This is a genomic window from Waltera intestinalis, assembly GCF_009695995.1.
In the GTDB taxonomy this organism is placed as follows: domain Bacteria; phylum Bacillota; class Clostridia; order Lachnospirales; family Lachnospiraceae; genus Acetatifactor; species Acetatifactor intestinalis.
In genome coordinates, this window is record NZ_VUMU01000003.1 from 149130 (window position 1) to 161926 (window position 12797).

The 12797-nt window shown below is 47.3% G+C and carries 13 protein-coding genes; 9 read left to right on the forward strand and 4 right to left on the reverse strand.

Annotated features, from left to right (window positions below; translation table 11 throughout):
- Positions 1-272: 272 nt before the first annotated feature.
- Positions 273-464, forward strand: coding sequence for a DUF1858 domain-containing protein (locus tag FYJ59_RS04080; protein ID WP_117465768.1), 192 nt, complete (start codon positions 273-275; stop codon positions 462-464).
- A gap of 92 nt (positions 465-556) precedes the next feature.
- On the opposite strand, the gene FYJ59_RS04085 is transcribed toward FYJ59_RS04080, so the two are convergent.
- On the reverse strand, positions 557-1279 hold the full coding sequence (locus tag FYJ59_RS04085; protein WP_154495411.1) for an adaptor protein MecA: 723 nt from the start codon (positions 1277-1279) through the stop codon (positions 557-559).
- A gap of 747 nt (positions 1280-2026) precedes the next feature.
- On the opposite strand from FYJ59_RS04085, the gene FYJ59_RS04090 reads away from it, so the two are divergent.
- Entirely contained in the window at positions 2027-3727 is a 1701-nt protein-coding gene (locus FYJ59_RS04090) for a glycosyl hydrolase family 18 protein (protein WP_148446591.1), read from the forward strand.
- A gap of 59 nt (positions 3728-3786) precedes the next feature.
- On the opposite strand, the gene FYJ59_RS04095 is transcribed toward FYJ59_RS04090, so the two are convergent.
- Both FYJ59_RS04095 and FYJ59_RS04100 read right to left on the reverse strand, forming a co-directional pair.
- On the reverse strand, positions 3787-4629 hold the full coding sequence (locus FYJ59_RS04095) for a hypothetical protein (RefSeq protein ID WP_154495413.1): 843 nt from the start codon (positions 4627-4629) through the stop codon (positions 3787-3789).
- 27 nt (positions 4630-4656) lie between these two features.
- Positions 4657-5406: a class B sortase gene (locus FYJ59_RS04100; RefSeq protein ID WP_205839445.1), complete on the reverse strand. Its 750-nt coding sequence runs from the start codon at positions 5404-5406 to the stop codon at positions 4657-4659.
- Positions 5407-5659: 253 nt separating this feature from the next.
- Between FYJ59_RS04100 and FYJ59_RS04105 the strand changes: the two genes are divergently transcribed.
- The 7 genes from FYJ59_RS04105 to FYJ59_RS04135 are packed head-to-tail and all read left to right on the forward strand — an operon-like array spanning position 5660 to position 12144.
- A complete protein-coding gene (locus FYJ59_RS04105) occupies positions 5660-6406 on the forward strand; it encodes an N-acetylmuramoyl-L-alanine amidase (RefSeq protein WP_154495417.1) in 747 nt (248 codons plus the stop codon).
- A gap of 42 nt (positions 6407-6448) precedes the next feature.
- Positions 6449-7513: an L-threonylcarbamoyladenylate synthase gene (locus FYJ59_RS04110; RefSeq protein ID WP_154495421.1), complete on the forward strand. Its 1065-nt coding sequence runs from the start codon at positions 6449-6451 to the stop codon at positions 7511-7513.
- Positions 7514-7542: 29 nt separating this feature from the next.
- Positions 7543-7974: a ribose 5-phosphate isomerase B gene (rpiB, locus tag FYJ59_RS04115; protein ID WP_022154840.1), complete on the forward strand. Its 432-nt coding sequence runs from the start codon at positions 7543-7545 to the stop codon at positions 7972-7974.
- A 51-nt stretch (positions 7975-8025) separates the two neighbouring features.
- Complete coding sequence (gene upp, locus FYJ59_RS04120; protein WP_022154839.1) at positions 8026-8655, forward strand: uracil phosphoribosyltransferase; 630 nt, start codon at positions 8026-8028, stop codon at positions 8653-8655.
- 11 nt (positions 8656-8666) lie between these two features.
- Entirely contained in the window at positions 8667-9158 is a 492-nt protein-coding gene (locus FYJ59_RS04125; RefSeq protein ID WP_118547272.1) for a deoxycytidylate deaminase, read from the forward strand.
- Positions 9110-10348, forward strand: a complete 1239-nt coding sequence (locus tag FYJ59_RS04130; protein ID WP_328597200.1) for a cell wall hydrolase — start codon at positions 9110-9112, stop codon at positions 10346-10348. Before FYJ59_RS04125 ends, FYJ59_RS04130 begins: the two co-directional genes overlap by 49 nt.
- 17 nt (positions 10349-10365) lie before the next feature.
- Positions 10366-12144, forward strand: coding sequence for a GGDEF domain-containing protein (locus tag FYJ59_RS04135; RefSeq protein WP_154495422.1), 1779 nt, complete (start codon positions 10366-10368; stop codon positions 12142-12144).
- A 142-nt stretch (positions 12145-12286) separates the two neighbouring features.
- Here the strand turns inward: FYJ59_RS04135 and FYJ59_RS04140 are convergent, their stop codons facing one another.
- A complete protein-coding gene (locus FYJ59_RS04140) occupies positions 12287-12769 on the reverse strand; it encodes a DUF402 domain-containing protein (RefSeq protein ID WP_154495423.1) in 483 nt (160 codons plus the stop codon).
- Between the last annotated feature and the right edge of the window lie 28 nt (positions 12770-12797).

Consider the following 12797-nt stretch of genomic DNA (forward strand, 5'->3'; position numbering starts at 1 on the left):
TTCTTTACGATAAAAGTGTACTACCTGACAAGGGTAAGTGTCAACAGTTTTAGGTAATGTACGCGCTTTTGTACATCAGCTCTGACATGAAAAAGAGATTGCCGTGCGTGGGTGCTTGCACACAAAGCACGAAAATCTCTTTTTTATGAATGCGGTGTGCGGCATAGCTGATCCCGGGGGAGGAACAAATGCTGATGTACAAGAATATTCTTGTAATCTTTTGGGGAAAGTATTATACTAAAAAAGCCTTATACGGCAGAAAGGAGAACGATATGACCGGAGTAACAAAAGACATGACAATCGGCGAGATCTTACGTGCCAACCCCGAAGTGGCTCCCGTACTCCTCGATGCAGGAATGCATTGTCTGGGATGCCCTGCTTCACAGGGAGAGACCCTGGAAGAGGCAGCTATGGTACATGGTATTGATGTAGATGAGCTTATGAAAGTGATTGAGGAGCTGTAATCGTATTTACAGACCGATCATCTTATAAAAACAGGAGAGCCCCGGAAAGGACTCTCCTGTTTTATTTCATAAAATCGAATTCAAATCGAAAATCAGATATTTGCAAGACGCTGTAAAGCATGTTCGGCGATCAGTGTGGAACAATGTTCCTCAAGAAAAGTAAGGCTTGCCGGTGTGGAACGCTTGGGAATACCGTATTCAGAGATGACATTGCAGACACGGTCGAAGACCTCGCGATCTTCTTCGCCCTGCGTCAGGATCAGATAATACCCGTCGGTACCCTCTTCGTGATACAGAGTGCTGAGCCCATGATAATGGCTTCCGGCTATTACTGCCGCATTGATCACCTGTTTCAGAGATTCCATACGGAACAGGCGGGAACGTACACTGTCACTCTCCTCGGGAGCGGACGCGGAAGGAACTTCAGGAGCGCTTGCGGTATTGTCTTCGCTCTGGATACGGCGGAACAGATCCAGAACCTCGTCTGCAGTGCTCTCATCACTGTCCTCATCACTTTCTTCCGTAACGGAAGGAGCAAAACGGGAAAAACGGGTATCCAGTTCATCCGGGTCTTCCACCTTCGTAATGATCAGTACAATACAATCCGCATTCAGCGGGATGGCCTCGATCATCAGAGGGATGTCTTCGGCTTCAAAGCCAAATTCAAAATTGGCCTGCTGCATCATGTCACGGAATAGGGATTTTGCCTTTTCCGTACCGTAGGCAAGCTCACTTATTTTTAATTCGCGGCTGGCGAGATCCTCGCGGGTCAGCGTGCAGCGAATCTGATTTTCATTTACTTTTTCAATCTTCATGCGACAACACTTCCTTTCTGCCTTCGCATTGGTATGGTATATAGCTTATACTTTCCCTATATTTTAGTCAATAGAAGCTTTTCACAGTTTAAAAAATTTTAATAAAAGAGCTTGTCAAACAAGGCATTACAGTATATAATCTCACCTATAGATGCCTCTGATACTTCGGTACGGAGAGGAGGCTGACGGATTTCTTATTTTCTTGTTGATTTACGAGGAACGATTCGTTCCGTTTCATCCCATTTTTATTTATATTCACAAAACGATGGAGAGCATTTATTGTTTTGTAAAATATAGTATGGAGATGTCTTACAGGCGTATACGTGTCTGGTCATAATATTTCAACGAAATTTTTCACAATCATAATTCCAATGTTTTATTTGAACTACCTTAAAGAAGTACCGTCAGAGGCATTTATATTCATACAAGTACCGGAAAACGCAGCAGAGGGATAAGTGTTTCACGAATACTTTTGGTCCAAAGCTGCTGTGGATGGCCCGGAACTGTCATTTAGGAGGTGTCAGCGCCCGTATGGCCGGAACGGTCAGAGGGGAAGGAACATACGCTGCGGGACCGCAAAATGGGATTGCCTCTCTGGCTGTGTCCTGCAGTGTGTGACTGAATGAGTATTGTTCCTTGTATTATATGCGGGAATTGTGATAGAATAAGACTGTTCTGCCGGGAGACGGATGGAACGAAAGAAGAGGCAAGAACAATGCGGGGAATCCCCTGCGGATGGGAGCACATATGAAGAAAAAAGTATTACCGGTGATCGTGGCGATCCTGCTGATCCTTGTGATCGGTGGCTGCGCACTGGGCAAAGTGCTGTTGGATAAATATTCCTACAGCAAGGAAGAAGCCGACTGGAATGAATTCTATCAGGTGTCAGAGAACGACAGGAGTGCCATTATTTTACAGAATGAAATGGTGGAGGAACAGGCACTGATCAAAGACGGTGTGTGCTATTTCGACCTGGCAACTGTTCATAAATATATGAACGAAGTATTTTATGCGGATATGACAGAGAATCTGTTGTTATATGCTACTCCGACAGAAGTGATCCGGACAACATTCGGAGAGACTGCATATACGACAACGGAAGGAACACAGGAAGCCGGTTATGTGATCAGCTTCGCGGACGGAGATAACGTATATGTGGCAGCTGACTATGTAAAACTGTTTACGAATTATTCCTATGAATGTTATGACAGACATGTACAGGTCAATACCGAATGGGGAACCAGACAGGTAGCACAGCTGAAAAAGGATACCGCAGTCCGGCTGAGAGGCGGCGTAAAGAGCCCGATCCTGACACAGGCAGTCAAGGGAGATACCCTTGAGATACTGGAACAGATGGAGACCTGGAGTAAGGTAAAGACAGCGGATGCAGTCATCGGATATGTGGAAAATAAACGCCTGGGTGAGATCACGGAGGAGACGGAAACACCGGTGACAGATTATCAGGCACCGGAGTATACATCCCTTACCGCAGACAGCAAGATCTGCCTCGGCTGGCATTCCATAGGAGGTGTCGCAGGTAATGATACCTTATACTCTATGGTGTCCGGCACGAAAGGAATGAACGTGATCGCACCTACCTGGTTCAGTATGACGGATGAAAACGGAGCGTTCCGAAGCTTTGCAACAGCGGGTTATGTAACGACCGCCCATCAGATGGGACTGCAGGTGTGGGGTGTGCTGGATAATTTTAATTATGCGAATGAAAACGGCATATCTATCAGTACATTGAATATGCTGTCATCCACCACGGCCAGACAGAACCTGGTGAAAAATGTGACGGATACGGCAGTGGGACTGGGACTTGACGGGATTAACGTGGATTTCGAACAGCTGAGCAGTGACTGCGGACCGCATTATGTGGAGTTCTTAAGAGAACTGTCCATAGAGTGCCGCAATAAGGGACTGGTACTGTCAATCGATAATTATGTCCCTTTTAATTTCAATGACTACTATCGCCTGGATATTCAGGGAGAAGTTGCGGATTATGTGATCATCATGGGATATGATGAGCACTGGCACGGAAGCAAGGATCCCGGAAGTGTTGCAAGCATCAGCTATGTATCGGACGGACTGGATAGAACGCTTCAGGAAGTACCGGCGAATAAAGTAGTGAATGCACTTCCCTTCTATACGATCCTGTGGAAGACGGAAGGAACGGATGTGACAGACGAATATATCACAATGCGCAATGAAGCAGACTTCATGAGTAAAGCAGGCGTGAGTGCAGAATGGGATGAAGTGACCTGCCAGAATTATGCGGAATGGACTTCCGGTAGCGTAAATTATCAGATCTGGCTGGAGGATGCGGAATCCATCGCTGTGAAGCTGAATATGATGACTACCAAGAATATCGGTGGTGTGGCAGTATGGAGACTCGGCTACGGAACACAGGCAGCCTGGGAACTGATCAACGCCTACCTGCAATAATAAGCAATATAAAATGCCTGACCGTTTTGGCCAGGCATTTTTGTGCTCTTATAATGTAATTATGCGTTTTTCTTACGAAGTGCATATCCGGATACAACACAGAAAACTGCGGCAATCATCAGATAAATAGAAAGAGCGCTTTCACCGGTCTTGGGCACATCATCGTATGCGGAAGAGGAAGCGGCGGGCTGAGCAGTTGCAGCGGGCTGAGCGGCTGCAGCAGGCTGTGCAGCTTCGGTGGCGGCAGCGGGAGCGGTCTTGCTGTAATATTGTGCATCGGTTCTTAAGGCGCCATCTTCGGTGAACAGCTTATTGGCTGCAAAATTGTAGTAGTCATAATAAGTCTCCATGGTCTGACCGTCTTTGGCAGACAGATGATTTACCGTACCGACAACAGTGATATAGGCATGCAGATTGTTGTATTCACTGCCGTAGCCGTACATTTCCAAAGTGTCAACGTTATTATTGAAATTAACGCGTGCACCGCCGTATACATAGGCATGAGATACATCACCGTTAATTGCCGCGGTAGTACCGTCCAGAACATAGACATTGTCATAACCTTTTGCGGTGATGACAGGAGTCTTGACACTGTTCTTGATCGTCAGGTTGCCCAGACGTACGGGAACATTCAGGTTCAGAGGGTTACAGTCAACATCATTCTGGACTACGATGTAGTCACCGTCTTTGATTTCCTGCATCATATAGTAAAGCTCGCGGTCCTGAACTTCTTCGGACCATGAGGATGCAGGTTTGAAGCGCCATTCACCTTTGGAGGTGGAAAAGTTCAGAACATAGGTGTTGGGTTCTGCTGCTTTGGCTGTGATCTTGCTGAATGCGGGAGCAGTCAGGCACACAGCTGCAAGCGTAAGCAGTGTAACGATTTTTTTCAGTTTTTTCATAAGAAAATCCTCCTGATAGATTGTTGGTTATTCCTGTATGGGAAGGTAGTGATCGCCGGGTTCTGTTTCCTTGGCAACGACTACAAACCGGCCCTGCTCTACGTGATACACGCAGGTAGACAGTGTCAGAAAATGATCCCCGAACTGTGCGGTAACACCGGTATCATACTGGGATAACTGCTTGATATTGTTATAAAAGTCATCAAATTCTTCCTGGGTATCCGCCTGGAAAAATTTGTAGAACTTAAATACATGATCGGTCTTCCGGTAGACCTGGGAACGAAAGACAGCAATGACTTCGTAATTGCGCTGACATTCTTCGGTGTACAGGATAATATTTTTGTGATTTTCGTAAAAATCCGGATCCTCATAATCCGTGAGATTGCCAAACATGGCACCGGATTTCATGTTGTGACCGTGAATGATGAGATTCGTGGAAAGGGGATCCAGGCAGCTGTCCGTATCTAATATGAGGCAGCCGTTCTTATTCTCACTGCCGTCGAAAGCACGATACAGATAATAGGACTCATCTCTCGGAGTCCACATCACCGGATAATCGATCCCGGTGCCGGGAATCTGCAGCCATGCGCCCATGTCTTCGTTGGCAAGAAAGCTGTCGGCGTAAGGATTGGGAACCCTGGTGACCTCTTCCGGAGCGGAAACAGATTCTTCCACGGCGGATTCCGTCGTAGCAGCTGCAATGGTCTCAGGTTCCGAAGAAGGAACGGTCTCTGCCGGAGACTCAGTGGGTCTTAAAGCATCCAGGGATTCTTCCATGTGCCGGTCCTCCATGTGACCCCTCACGAAGAGAATAATTGCTGCCAGGATACAAATTCCGGCCAATATAAATAAGATTACGGAAAGTGTTTTTCTATTCGATTTCATGTGTTTATTATACGCTGAACAGGCAACAGGATGCAATAGGTTAAAACAAAAGGATTTCTTAATTTTGGAAGATTTTGCATCGGGAAGATATTTCCTGCGGAAAATGCATATAAAATCATATAGAATACAATAAGGCGGCGAAAAAATGGAACAGAAGGCATTGAAACTGATCATGGCAGGGCTCTTAATTCTGTCGATGGCGCTGACCGGCAGGAAAGCGGCAGAATATGTTGGTGCGATGCATGCGGTAAATGCTTTGCGGGAGACGGGAATGGGGGCAGATGACTCCGGGAGACTCTGTGTGGTCGTCGATGCCGGACACGGAGGAGACGATCCGGGGAAGATCGGCATCAATGGGGCACCGGAAAAGGATATCAACCTTCAGATTGCTCAAAAACTGAAAAAATATCTGGAAGCGGAAGATGTGGAAGTGGTGCTGACCCGGGAGACGGAGGACGGATTGTATGATGCACATGCTTCCAATAAAAAGGTACAGGATATGAAACGCAGAATAGAAATCATAGAAAAAACCGATCCTGTTTTGACGGTAAGTATTCACCAGAACAGTTATCCGGAGGAATACGTACATGGGGCGCAGGTGTTTTATTATACCGGAAGTATGGGAGGCGAGACACTGGCTTCCGGCATTCAGGATCAGCTGGTACGGGGACTGGACCCGGAGAATCATCGCAAAGTCAAGGCCAACGACAGTTATTATCTTCTGAAGAAAACCAAAGGAACCATCGTGATCGTGGAGTGTGGCTTTTTGTCAAATCAAGCGGAGGCGGAAAAACTATGCGATGAAGAATATCAGGATCGTATTGCATGGCTGATCCATAAGGGAATTCTGCGGTACCTGAAACAGTATCTTTCCATTTTATCGTATCTATGATATACTATTCCCAAATGCATTAGAACACAGAAGGTAAAAAATATGAATACAGAGATTATCAAGATTCAACCCGGAGACGGTCCGGTCAGTGAGGAAGACGATGCTAAACTGAAAGCTGCCGGAGAGATTTTACGGCGGGGAGGTCTGGTGGCATTTCCTACGGAGACAGTATACGGTCTGGGCGGAGATGCATTGAACCCGACATCCTCAAAGCGGATCTATGCAGCGAAAGGCAGACCCTCGGATAATCCACTGATCGTGCATATTTACCGGTTTGAAGATATTTACAAAATAACAGGGGATGTGCCGGAAGAAGCACGCAGGATCGCCGATGCTTTCTGGCCGGGGCCCCTTACCATGATCCTGCCGAAGTCAGATGCAGTGCCTTACGAGACCACCGGAGGACTGGATACGGTAGCCATCCGTATGCCATCACATCCGGCGGCACAGAAGCTGATCGAGTACAGCGGCGGATATATTGCGGCACCCAGTGCCAATACTTCCGGGAAACCGAGTCCTACCGTGGCCAAATATGTCGTGGAAGATATGATGGGCCGGATCGATGCCATTATCGACGGTGGAGAAGTGGGAATCGGACTGGAGTCCACGATCATTGATCTGACAGTGAGTCCGCCGCAGATTCTCCGCCCCGGATATATCACCCGGGAAAAGCTCAGTGCGGTGTTGGGAACGGTGGACACAGATGCCACGATCCTGCGGGCAGACAGTGGACAGGCCCCCAAGGCGCCCGGTATGAAATACAGACATTATGCCCCCAGGGGAGAACTCACCATTGTGGAAGGTACGCCGGAACAGGTGAGAGAATATATCAACCGGGAAGCCGCAGCGGATCATGTGGCGGGAGAGAAGACCGGTATTATCGGAACGGAAGAAATGCTTTCCGGGTATACGGCAGATGTGGTAAAAAGTGTCGGCAGCCGCAGGGATGAAGACAGCATTGCCAGACATCTGTATACGATCCTGAGAGAATTCGATGATGAAGGTGTCACCAAAATCTATTCTGAGGGATTTTCCACGGATGGTTTCGGACAGGCTATTATGAACCGGCTGCTGAAGGCAGCGGGGCATAAGGTTGTAAAGCTTTAAATTTCATTTTAAATATAAGGAGAATAAAAATGATAGCAATCGCAAGTGATCATGGTGGATATGATCTGAAAGAAAGAGTTAAAAAATATTTAGAGGAGAATAATATTCCTTTTCAGGATTTTGGATGCGACAGCAAGGCAAGTTGTGATTATCCGGTATTCGGGCATGCGGCAGCAAAGGCTGTGGCAGCCGGTACCTGCGAAAAGGGCATTGTGATCTGCACTACTGGTATTGGTATCAGTATTTCAGCTAATAAAGTAAAAGGTATCCGTTGTGCATTGTGTTCGGAGCCGCTCTCTGCAAAAATGACCAGGCTGCACAATGATGCCAATATGCTGGCAATGGGAGCAGGTATCGTAGGAGAGAATCTGGCACTGGAGATCGTTGAGACCTTTTTGAACACACCCTTTTCCGGAGAAGAGAGACACAGCCGCAGAATCAGCCTGATCGAAGAGATCTGAGCTGGGGCGCAAAATACAACCAACAACACTAAAACACAGGAGGACAATCATATGTCAAAAGTAGTAGTTATGGACCATCCCTTAATTGAGCAGAAGATCGGAATCATCCGCAGAAAGGAAACAGGAACCAAGGATTTCAGACAGAACATCAGCGAGATCGCCATGCTGATCGGCTATGAAGCTACCAAGGATCTGAAGCTGGAAGAAGTAGAGATCGAGACTCCCATCTGCAAGACTACCGTAAAACAGTTAAAGGGTAAAAAACTGGCACTGGTACCCATCCTGCGCGCAGGCCTTGGTATGGTAGACGGAATGCTGTCCCTGATCCCGGCTGCAAAGGTAGGACATATCGGACTGTACCGTGATCCGGAGACCTTAAAGCCCGTAGAATATTACTGCAAGCTGCCTGCTGACTGTGCAGAGCGTGAAGTATTCGTCGTAGATCCCATGCTGGCCACCGGCGGTTCTTCCATCGCAGCTATCCAGCTGCTGAAGGACAAGGGATGCAAGAGCATCCGTCTGCTGTGCATCATCGCAGCACCCGAAGGCGTGAAGGCAATGCAGGAAGCACATCCCGATGTGGATATCTATATCGGAGCAATGGATCAGAAGCTCAATGATCACGGATATATTGTTCCCGGACTGGGAGATGCTGGAGACCGTATTTTCGGTACCAAATAAAGGAGACACCAATGAGTGCCAAGCGCAGTGACTATATCAGTTGGGATGAATATTTCATGGGGGTAGCCCACCTGTCGGGGATGCGGTCCAAGGATCCGAATACCCAGGTGGGAGCCTGCATTGTCAGCCCGGACAATAAGATTCTGTCTATGGGATACAATGGGTTCCCCAAGGGTTGTTCCGATGATGAGTTTCCCTGGGAGAGGGAGAATGACAAGGATAGTAATCTGACAAAATATCCCTTTGTGACACATAGTGAACTGAATGCAATTTTGAATTACCGCGGAGGATCTTTAGAGGGCACAAAACTGTATGTGTCCCTTTTCCCCTGCAATGAGTGTGCGAAAGCCATCATTCAGGCAGGGATCCATACCGTAGTATATGACAGCGACAAATATCGGGGAACACCCTCCAACCGGGCAGCCAGGCGGATGTTTGATGCGGCGGGAGTGGAGTGCGTTCCATACAGCAGGACAGGACGTACGATACATATCGGGGTCTGAACGACAGATTAAAGGAGTATGAACGGTTGAAGCGCCTACAGAAGACAGCTGTACTGCTTGCAGCGGTGATCCTTGCAGGAGCATTTTCTTCAGAAGACATCAAAGTAGAAGCTACCAGCAGTACCTGGCAGCAGATTCAGAAGGAACAGCAGGAGAAAAATGAACTGCAGAACCAGTTGAATCAGGAAAATGATAATCTGGAGAACCTGAAGGGAGAGCAGAATTCCCTCAAGGGACAACTGAATAATCTGAACGGTCAATTGACGGAGGTCAGCAATAATCTGGCGGATCTGGAACAGCAGATCGCGGATAAGGAGCAGGAGATCGCAGATACCCAGGACAGCCTGGAGAAAGCAAAGGCTACCGAAGAGTGGCAGTATGAGTGCATGGTGATCCGGGTCCGGGATATGTATGAACGGAACGAGACCAGCTATATCAATGCGATCCTGAGTGCCCAAAGTTTCGATAAACTGTTGAATGCTGCGGATTTTTTTGAACGGATCGCTGCCTATGACCAGAAAAAACTCAAAGAATTCGAGGAAAATCGCCAGCTGATCGAAGAGGAAGAGGCAAGGCTTCAGACAGAGAAGGCAGAGCTGGATGATCTGAAATTAGAAGCGGAAGCTGAAAAAAGCAAGGTATCCGGTCTGATCAGTCAGACATCCAACAATATCGCCAAATATGCCGGAGACATCTCCGAAGCGGAACAGAGAGCCCTGGCATACGAAGCGGAGATCAAGAAAAAAGAGGATAATCTGGAAACCCTCAGGAAAAAGCTTGCCGAAGAGATCGCTATGTCCCAGAAAGCGGCAAATGCCACCTGGCGGGATATTTCCGATATCTCTTTCGAAGAGGGAGACAGGTATCTGTTAGCAAATCTGATCTACTGTGAAGCGGGAGGCGAACCCTATGACGGTCAACTGGCGGTAGCCAGCGTTGTGATCAATCGTGTCAGAAGTTCAGTCTACCCCAACACGGTGGTGGGTGTGATCTATCAGAACAAACAGTTCTCACCGGTAGCCAGTGGACGGTTGGAACTGGCTCTGGCTGCGAATAAGGCCACGAGCCGTTGTTATCAGGCGGCGGATGAGGCAATGTCCGGAGTGACGAATGTAGGAAATTGCGTGTATTTCCGTACCCCGGTGGAAGGACTGACCGGCATCAGTATCGGTGGACATATATTTTATTAAGGTGAAAGTGATAATCCATGAAAATCAACATCGTAGAACGAGAAGGGTATTCCAACAGAATTATGAATTGGAAGATCTATGTGAGGAAGGATCTGACAGTAGCCAAGGCATCGGAATATTACTATGAATTTATCGAGGAAAATTCCTTTCGTCCGGTGAGTGAACTGGTGCTGCCGGAGGATGGTGAATTGTTGAAAGAGGCTGTTGCGGCGGAATTGCTCACTCCACTGGAATTAATGACAGTTCTCAGCAATCTCAAAGATAGTACCCGGAATGTGTATCTGCGTATGGAACAGAGTGAACAGACAGAGGACGGAGTTCCTTTGTATCAGATCACACTATCGGATCTGCATGATCTGGAGAATAGAACAGTACAGCTGGAACAGAGCATTTTAAAATATCGTCATTTTATGACATTGGAAGATGTTTATTACTTTGAATATCTGATCGACAGTGATCATATCACAGTGTATAAATATGTCAATGAACGGTCAATGAATCAGTTTGAGGGATCGTTGAAGGATCTGATCCGGATGGTGGAGAACGCACATACAGACAGTAACATTGCCGAAATGGAAGAACATCTGCGGGCGTTTTGTGCCCATTTGCGTAATGGCGAAGATTCCTTTGAAATGAAATTCAACGGTCAGGATGAAGACGAGAGAATGTGGACGGTGAGAGCCTCCCGGATTCCGAAAAACCGGAACATGCTGGCCGGTATCATAGATTCTGACAAAAACCGTCAGCAGGAAGCCTACTATCTGACTCCGGCAGCCAGGGATGCCGGAACAGGTCTGCTGAATAAGCGGGCATGGACGGAATATACCATCGAACAGCTGAATCGAAAGGATGGCCGGGTCCGCTGGCTGGTGATCATTGATATTGACGAGTTCAAGTATATTAACGACACCTATGGACATATCTTCGGAGATCAGGTGATCCGTAGAGTGGCAGAGATCATGCAGGAGCTGGTAGGACAGAGAGGTGTCATCGGCAGATTCGGTGGAGACGAGTATGTGATTCTGTTAGAGAAGGTTGAGACCAGGGAACAGTTGAAGACCCTGCTTAAGACCATTGCGAAGGAACTCAGGCTGGCATTCGATCCGAAGATCCATGTGACGGCTTCTATCGGTGTGTCGGAATATCCGGTGGATGGAACGGAGTATGAGTATCTGATGCGCAAGGCGGATAAAGCTCTGTATCTTGCCAAGGAAAAAGGCAAGAACCGACATATTATATATGAAGAGCGGCTGCATGGAAAGCTGGAGACCGACGATATGCAGAACATGGCTATGGCCTATGCAGTATCCAAGGAGAAAAAACGGGAAGCTATCACAGAGATGATCACGGAATTATGTGTATCGGGCGTGAACGCTATTGTGAAAAGTGAAGAGCGCCTGCAACAGATCCGCAGTCTGTTTGATCTGGATGGTATTACCGTTTTCTCAGACAGAGGAAACAGACTTGTCTGCAGAAACGGCAACTATATGGCAGAAGCTCCGGACGGTCGTCCCGGGTTTGAAGATGAAGGGTATCTTTCGCTGTTTGGTGATGATGATATTTTTGTAGAATCCAACATGATAAAACTTCGCTCCCAGAACCCGGCAGCCTATGCTGTGGCACAGGAGCAGGAGATTGGGGCTGCCCTTCAATGCCTGTCCAGAAAAGAAGGGATTCCTTATACAATGGTTAATTTTGAGGTGCTCAATCGTAACCGTAAATGGTCCGATGAAGACGTTACCCTGTTGACCTTGCTGGGACATTGCATCGGAGATTTGCTGAATTATTCAGAGTAAAGTAAATGAGAGCAGAAGCTCGTCGAACACTTGTGTTCGTAAGAGCCTATGCTCTCGTTTATTTTACGAAGTAAACACATGAGCAAAAAGTAAGCATTGCAAGTGCGGTTTTGCGAATGCGTTACTCTGAATAGTTCAGTAATTACAGCCCACTTTTCTCCAGGGGGCTTTGCAGTCTGTCGAATTTGTCACGATAGATGATCGTGATCAGGTTATTTAACTGGCGCAGGCAGGCACTCATCTGCGCCTGTGTGATCAGACCTTTTTCCAGTGCCTCTGCCAGCTCGTCCAGGTCAACGACATGCATTCTTCCGTCGGGATATAGGATAATGTCAGCCAGCAGATCGGTAACGATCAGGGCATTTTCCTCCGGACGGCGGGTGTATTCTACAATGTCGCAGTACCAGTACAGCAGAGACCCGTCATGACGGTAGAACTTGCTGATCTTGAACCCTTCCTTCAGATAATAGCAGGAACAGCCATGGGAAAAAGTAGTCTTGGGATTCAGTGTTTTCCATTTTGTCAGAATATAATCATCGTTCTGTTCTACGATAATATCATCTTTTAACAAAATACATTCTTCCGGGATCAGCCGTTTCCGGTAGATCTGAAGTTCGTTATTCATAACATTTCTCCTTTGTATCAATTTGATA

Coding starts and splice junctions, on each gene's coding strand:
- FYJ59_RS04080 (WP_117465768.1), top strand. CDS start 273: ATGACCGGAGTAACAAAAGACATGACAATCGGCGAGATCTTACGTGCC.
- FYJ59_RS04085 (WP_154495411.1), bottom strand. CDS start 1,279: ATGAAGATTGAAAAAGTAAATGAAAATCAGATTCGCTGCACGCTGACC.
- FYJ59_RS04090 (WP_148446591.1), top strand. CDS start 2,027: ATGAAGAAAAAAGTATTACCGGTGATCGTGGCGATCCTGCTGATCCTT.
- FYJ59_RS04095 (WP_154495413.1), bottom strand. CDS start 4,629: ATGAAAAAACTGAAAAAAATCGTTACACTGCTTACGCTTGCAGCTGTG.
- FYJ59_RS04100 (WP_205839445.1), bottom strand. CDS start 5,406: ATGGAAGAATCCCTGGATGCTTTAAGACCCACTGAGTCTCCGGCAGAG.
- FYJ59_RS04105 (WP_154495417.1), top strand. CDS start 5,660: ATGGAACAGAAGGCATTGAAACTGATCATGGCAGGGCTCTTAATTCTG.
- FYJ59_RS04110 (WP_154495421.1), top strand. CDS start 6,449: ATGAATACAGAGATTATCAAGATTCAACCCGGAGACGGTCCGGTCAGT.
- rpiB (WP_022154840.1), top strand. CDS start 7,543: ATGATAGCAATCGCAAGTGATCATGGTGGATATGATCTGAAAGAAAGA.
- upp (WP_022154839.1), top strand. CDS start 8,026: ATGTCAAAAGTAGTAGTTATGGACCATCCCTTAATTGAGCAGAAGATC.
- FYJ59_RS04125 (WP_118547272.1), top strand. CDS start 8,667: ATGAGTGCCAAGCGCAGTGACTATATCAGTTGGGATGAATATTTCATG.
- FYJ59_RS04135 (WP_154495422.1), top strand. CDS start 10,366: ATGAAAATCAACATCGTAGAACGAGAAGGGTATTCCAACAGAATTATG.
- FYJ59_RS04140 (WP_154495423.1), bottom strand. CDS start 12,769: ATGAATAACGAACTTCAGATCTACCGGAAACGGCTGATCCCGGAAGAA.